Source organism: Pseudactinotalea sp. (genome assembly GCF_048594945.1).
Classification (GTDB): Bacteria; Actinomycetota; Actinomycetes; order Actinomycetales; family Beutenbergiaceae; genus Pseudactinotalea.
Genome location: NZ_JBMDXJ010000129.1, coordinates 1 through 6,120, shown reverse-complemented (window position 1 = coordinate 6,120; position 6,120 = coordinate 1). Strand labels below are relative to the sequence as shown.

The 6,120-nt window shown below is 68.6% G+C and carries 5 protein-coding genes; 3 read left to right on the top strand and 2 right to left on the bottom strand.

Annotated features, from left to right (window positions below; translation table 11 throughout):
* Positions 1-109 precede the first annotated feature (109 nt).
* Both ACOJSN_RS06120 and ACOJSN_RS06115 read right to left on the bottom strand, forming a co-directional pair.
* A complete protein-coding gene (locus ACOJSN_RS06120) occupies positions 110-1,042 on the bottom strand; it encodes an ABC transporter permease (protein WP_420111623.1) in 933 nt (310 codons plus the stop codon).
* Between the two features lie 65 nt (positions 1,043-1,107).
* Positions 1,108-3,426: a beta-glucosidase gene (locus ACOJSN_RS06115; RefSeq protein WP_420111622.1), complete on the bottom strand. Its 2,319-nt coding sequence runs from the start codon at positions 3,424-3,426 to the stop codon at positions 1,108-1,110.
* Between the two features lie 207 nt (positions 3,427-3,633).
* Here ACOJSN_RS06115 and ACOJSN_RS06110 point away from each other — a divergent pair, with 207 nt between their 5' ends.
* The 3 genes from ACOJSN_RS06110 to ACOJSN_RS06100 form a co-directional block, all read left to right on the top strand.
* A complete protein-coding gene (locus tag ACOJSN_RS06110; RefSeq protein WP_420111621.1) occupies positions 3,634-4,656 on the top strand; it encodes a LacI family DNA-binding transcriptional regulator in 1,023 nt (340 codons plus the stop codon).
* Between the two features lie 19 nt (positions 4,657-4,675).
* Positions 4,676-5,290 (top strand): HAD family hydrolase, encoded by a 615-nt coding sequence (locus ACOJSN_RS06105; protein WP_420111620.1) that lies wholly within the window; start codon positions 4,676-4,678, stop codon positions 5,288-5,290.
* An 11-nt stretch (positions 5,291-5,301) separates the two neighbouring features.
* Positions 5,302-6,120: methionyl-tRNA formyltransferase (locus ACOJSN_RS06100; RefSeq protein ID WP_420111619.1), on the top strand; the 819-nt coding region annotated here is incomplete at its 3' end.

Sequence of the window (6,120 nt, the reverse complement as noted above, 5' to 3'; positions counted from 1 at the left end):
AACGTGGTTTGTACTTTACTTAAGACCGGTTAGCCGGTGGTTCCATTAAGGGCCCGCCTCTTGGGGCGGCCCGCGCCGATGTCGGGGACCTTCGTGGTCGGGTCGGTGGTCACCACAGTGAGCTCCCCACGGCACGGCGCGAGATCGCGTTGGCGGACAGGACGAGGACGAGGCCGATGATCGCCTCGAACAGGCCTATCGCGGTCGAGTACGAGTAGCTGCCCGAAGCGATGCCGACTCGATACAGGTACGTCGAGATGACATCCGCCGTCGGGTAGAGGAGCGGGTTGTACAGGAGCAGGATCTTCTCGAACCCGACCGCCAGGAACGACCCGATGTTGAGGATCAGCAGCACGATCATCGTGGGCCGGATCCCCGGGAGGGTGATGTGCCAGGTCTGCTGCCAACGGTTCGCGCCATCGATGCGAGAGGCCTCGTAGAGCTGGTCGTCGATCGTGGTGAGCGCGGCGAGATAGAGGATCGTGCCCCATCCGACCGTCTGCCAGATCTCCGATCCCACGTAGATGCTGCGGAACCACTGGGGCTGCTGCATGAAGGAGATCGCGTCGCCGCCGAAGGCACGGATGATCTGGTTGATGGTGCCGTCGAGCGACGTCAGTTGGAACACGATGCCGGCGACGATGACGATCGACATGAAGTGCGGCAGGTACGTGATGGTCTGGACCGCACGCTTGAACTTCCGCGCACGGACCTCGTTGAGCAGCAGCGCCAGAACGATCGGGAGCGGGAACACGATCACGAGCGTCAGGGCACCCAGGATCAGCGTGTTGGTGAAGACACGCCAGAACGTCGGGTCGTTCCAGAACATCTCGAAGTAGTAGAAGCCCACCCAGTAGTCACCGAACAGCGAGCCACCGGGCCGGAACCGACGGAACGCGATGATGTTGCCGGCCATCGGGAGGTACCTGAAGATGACCAGGAACACCACAGGCAGGATGAGGAACGTGTAGAGCCGCCAGTCCTTGCGCAGCGCCTCGCGCCAACTCAGCCGGCTACCACGCTTGCGGCGGCGCGGCTTGATCGGGGGAGCGACCGTGTCGAGGCCGGTCGCGTTGCGCCCGGACGCGTCGAGGGTCAGGTCGGTGCTCACGGTCCCTCCACGCGGACGTCGGTGCTGAGCCGGCGATCGCCCCCGAGCTCGCGTTCCTCACCCACGAGGCGGAGCGGTAGCGCGGCCTCCGCGAGACTGCTCGAGCGGGAGAGTCGAAGCTCGACCTCGCCGGGTTCCACGATGAGTCGGCCGCGGCGACCGGTGAACCCCGTGACATCGGCCGGCACGTCGAATGTGACGGTGGCGGCGGTTCCGGGATCCAGGGGAACGCGAGCGAAGCCGATCAGGCGCACCTCGGGGCGCGTCACCTGCGCGGCCCGGTCGTGCAGGTACAGCTGCACCACCTCGGCAGCAGCTCGATCGCCGGTGTTGCGCACCCTCACGCTCACCTGCACGGCGTCGTCGACCGACCACTCCGTCGCTCCGCCGACGATCTCGGCGTCGCTCCACTCGAAGGAGGTGTAGCTGAGGCCGTGCCCGAACGGGTAGGCCGGTGTCGGATCGATATTGCTGACGGCGGAGCGACGTCCCAGCGGTGGGTTCAGGTAGGTCGACGGCTGGGATCCGGGGTCGCGGGGGAGGGAGAGCGGCAATCTTCCCGACGGCGCGATCTCGCCGGTCAGGATCTCGGCGAGTGCCGTGCCGCCTTGCTGGCCGGGGAAGAATGCCTGCACCACTCCTGCGACCTTGTCGAGCAATCCACCGAGCGCGTAGGGCCGGCCGGTGAGCAGCACGACCACCACGGGTGTCCCGGTCGCCACCAGCGCCTCCACCAGGTCGGCCTGCACCCCGGGTAGCCGGAGGTCCGTGGCGTCGCACCCCTCGCCCGAGGTTCCGCGTCCGAACAGACCGGCACGATCGCCCACGGCGACGACGCACACGTCGGCGCCCGCGGCCGCCGCCACGGCGTCGCCGAATCCGGAGGTGTCGGGGTCGGTGACGTCGCAGCCGCGTGCATAGGTCACGTCCCGGCGACCGGCGAGCGCCTCGCGGACCGTGGGGATCTCCACGCCGATCTCCGCGCCGAAGCGCACACCCACGTGGGCGGGGAAGGAGTAGCAGCCGAGCATCGCGTACGGGTCGTCGGCCAACGGTCCGACCACCGCGACCGAACGGTCGGATGCCAGGGGCAGAACGCCGTCGCGATTCTCGACGAGCACGACCGCCTCGCGCGCGAGGCGGAGAGCGAGGGCAACACCGGTCTGGTCGTCGAGCACCACGGGACCGGCAGGCTCCGGCGACCAGTCGCCGTCGAGCAGGCCGAGCTCGGCCTTCTGGGTCAGGACACGCAACGCAGCTCGATCCACGAGCGTCTCCGGCACCCGCCCGGCACGCACCTCCGAGAGCAGAGGGCCTACGTAGGCGTCACCGGTGGGGAGCTCGACGTCGACGCCTGCTCGGAGCGCCACCGCGGCCGCCTCGCCCGTGGTTGCGGCCACCCGGTGCTGGGTCTCGAGGAAGCGGACCCCGAAGTAGTCCGCGACCACCACGCCCTCGAAACCCCACTCGCCACGGAGCAGGTCCGTGAGCAGGGCCTCGTTGCCCGCGGCCGGAACGCCGTCGATCTCCGAGTAGGAGTGCATCACCGAGCGCACGTCGCCCTCACGTACCGCCATCTCAAAGGGCGGCAGGATGACGTCGCCGAGCTCACGTGGGCCCATGCTCACCGGTGCGAGGTTGCGGCCGGAGCGAGAGGCGGAGTAGCCGGCGAAGTGCTTGAGCGTCGCAATCACCCCGGTGCTCTGGAGGCCCTTCACGTACGCCGTGCCGATGGTGCCAACCAGGTACGGGTCCTCGCCGATCGTCTCCTCGACGCGTCCCCACCGGTAGTCGCGAGTGACGTCGAGGACCGGTGCGAGGCCCTGATGGATCCCCGCGGCACGCATCGTCGCTCCGATCTGCGCCGCCATTCGTTCGACCAGTTCCGGGTCGAAGGTCGCACCCCAGGAGGGCGGGACCGGGTAGCACGTGGCCTGCCAGGCCGCGAAGCCGGCGAGACACTCCTCGTGCACGAGTGCGGGGATACCGAAGCGGTTGGCATCGGCGATCTGTCGCTGCGCCGCTGCGAGCGCTCGGGCACCCACCTCAGGGGCCACCGGACTGGTCCCGAACGGACGGGTGAGCTGACCGAGACCATCGCGAATCGCGGTGTTCCAGTCGATCTCGCCAGTCATCTCGGACTGTTGCGGTGCGACATCGCCCTCGGCGCTGGAGTTCACCCACAGCCCCACGAGCTGGGAGACCTTCTCCTCAAGCGTCATCTGCTCGAGCAGCATCGCGGCGCGGTCTGCGGGGGAGCGCAGCGGGTCCTGCCACTCGATGGCGTGGGCGAGATCCTGCGTGGTCGACGCCATCGGACTCCTTCGTCTGAGAGCACACCAGGTGCTCGCGTTTCGCAACTATCGATCGCGCGACCGATAGTTGGGCAAAGTAGTCGGATGAATCGATCCCGTCAACCCTGACGCCGCAGCCGACCCGAAGGCGGGCGCGGACTGCGATGCTGCTAGCCTTCGTCGAAAGTTGCGACAGTCGGTCCGCATGAGGCGAAGGGGAGAAGTCGGATGGCGAGGAAGACTGTGGAGCCTCAGCGCGCGACGATCGGCCTGATCGCGGAGGAGGCGGGAGTCTCGGTCCCGACCGTGTCCAAGGTCCTCAATGGCCGCCCCGACGTCTCGGTGGCCACGCGCACGCGGGTCGAGGCCGTGCTCGCGCGCCACAGCTACCGCCGGCGCACCCGCGGTCCGACACGCACGGGTCCGCCGTTGATCGACCTCTGCTTCCACGAGCTCGGGAACGAGTGGGGACTGGAGATCATTCGTGGCGTGGAGTCGGCGGCAGCCGAGCTCGGCGTGGGTGTCGTGCTCACGGAGCTCGGAGGCAAGCACCGGCCCGAGCAGGCCTGGCTCGATGCGGTGCTCGCACGGCGCCCCATCGGCGTGCTGCTCGTGCTGTCCAGCCTCAGCGAGGCCCAACGTCACCAGCTCGAGTCACGGTCCATCCCGTTCGTGGTGATCGACACCGAGGGCGAGCCGCCCAAGGACGTACCGACCGTCGGGTCCAACAACTGGAACGGTGGACTGGCGGCGACCCAGCATCTGCTCGGGCTCGGACACCGGCGGATCGGGATGATCTCCGGTCCCGATGACGTGCTGTGCTCGCGCGCGCGTGTGGATGGTTACCGTTCCGCCCACGCCGAGGCGAACGTGCCCTACGACGAGTCCCTGGTCCGCTGGGGCAACTTCGACGCCGACATGGGCTACGAGCACGGCCGCGATTTGCTGACCCAGCCTGATCCGCCGACCGCCATCTTCGCCGGCTCGGACGTACAGGCACTGGGCGTGCTGCGCGCGGCGCGAGAGTTGAAGCGACGTGTGCCCGAGGACCTGTCCGTGGTGGGCTACGACAACGTGCCGCTCACCGAGTGGCTGGGATTGACCACCATCGAGCAGCCGCTGCGCGCGATGTCGCGCACCGCGACCCAGATGCTGGTGGCACTGGCTCGCGGCGAGGAGCCGCCGCTGCGTCGCGTCGACCTCGCCACCTCGCTGGTGGTGCGGGAGACCACGTCGCCGCCGACCGCGTGAGATGTGGTGAGGTGGTGTGGTGACCTCACCCACCATCACCACCGTCGTCTTCGATCTCGGCAACGTGCTCATCGGTTGGGATCCCGGCCGCGTATGGTCGCGCACACTCTCGGCTGCCGAGATCGAGACGTTCCTTGAGGAGGCAAGGTTCGAGCAGGTGAACCGCAGCCTCGACGGGGGGCGCACCTACGCCGACGCGCGCGCTGAACTGCACGAGCGCGCCCCGCACCACGTGGCGACGCTCGACGCCTACTGGAACGACTTCGCCGGCGCGCTCACAGGGCCGATCCCGGGCACGGAAGAGCTGGTGTCCGAGCTCGTCGAGCGGGGCGTGCGGCTGATCGGACTGACGAACTGGTCGGCGGAGACGGTGCATCATGCGCCGGTGGCCGCTCCTGCGATCGGGATGCTCGAGGACCTGCTCGTCTCGGGCCGCGAGGGCATGCTCAAGCCCGACCCGGCCATCTTCGAGCTGCTGATCGAGCGGTTCGGCCTGGTTCCGGACCAGGCGGTCTTCATCGATGATGTGAAGGCCAACGTCGACGGCGCAGCCTCGGTCGGTCTGCACGCACTCCTGTTCGAGGGGGTCGAGGGTCTTCGTCGCGACCTCCGATCGCTCGGCGTGCTTCCGTAGACTTGCTCGCTGTGCGTGTGTTGTTTGCGGGGACTCCCGCTGTCGCTGTCCCTGCGTTGGACGCGTTGCTCTCGTCCGACCACGACGTGGTGGGAGTGCTGACTCGACCGCCTGCACCGCACGGGCGCAAGCGGGTGATGACACCGAGCCCCGTGCACGAGCGCGCGCTGGAAGCGGGTCTGCCGGTCATCACCTCGAACAAGCCGCATGCGGACGAGACCGTCGGCGAGCTGCGGTCACTGGGGGCCGACGTGGCGGCCGTGGTGGCCTACGGCGCGCTACTGCGTGAGCCGGCGCTGTCGTTGCTCGAGCACGGGTGGGTGAATCTGCACTTCTCGCTGCTGCCGGCCTGGCGCGGTGCCGCACCGGTGCAGCACGCTCTGATGGCCGGGGATGAGATCACCGGTGCGTCCACGTTCCGCATCGAGGCAGGCCTGGACACCGGCCCCGTGTACGGCTCGATGACCGAGTCGATCCGACCGATCGACACCGCGGGAACGCTGCTCGATCGGCTGTCCACCTCAGCGGCGCCGCTGCTCGTCGGCACGCTCGACGCGATCGCCGACGGCAGCGCCCAGCCCGTTCCTCAGTCGGTCGAAGGCGTCTGCATGGCACCGCAGCTCACCTCGGCCGACGCGGAGATCGACTGGCGCCTGCCGGGCCACGTGATCGACCGGAGGATCCGCGGACTCACGCCGGCTCCCGGCGCCTGGAGCACGCACGAGACCGCACGGTTCAAGATCGGCCCTGTGGTGCCCACCATGGTGCGGATGTACCTGGCGCCTGGCGCCGTCAGGGTCGGGTCCGACGGCGTGCTCGTGGGCACCGGC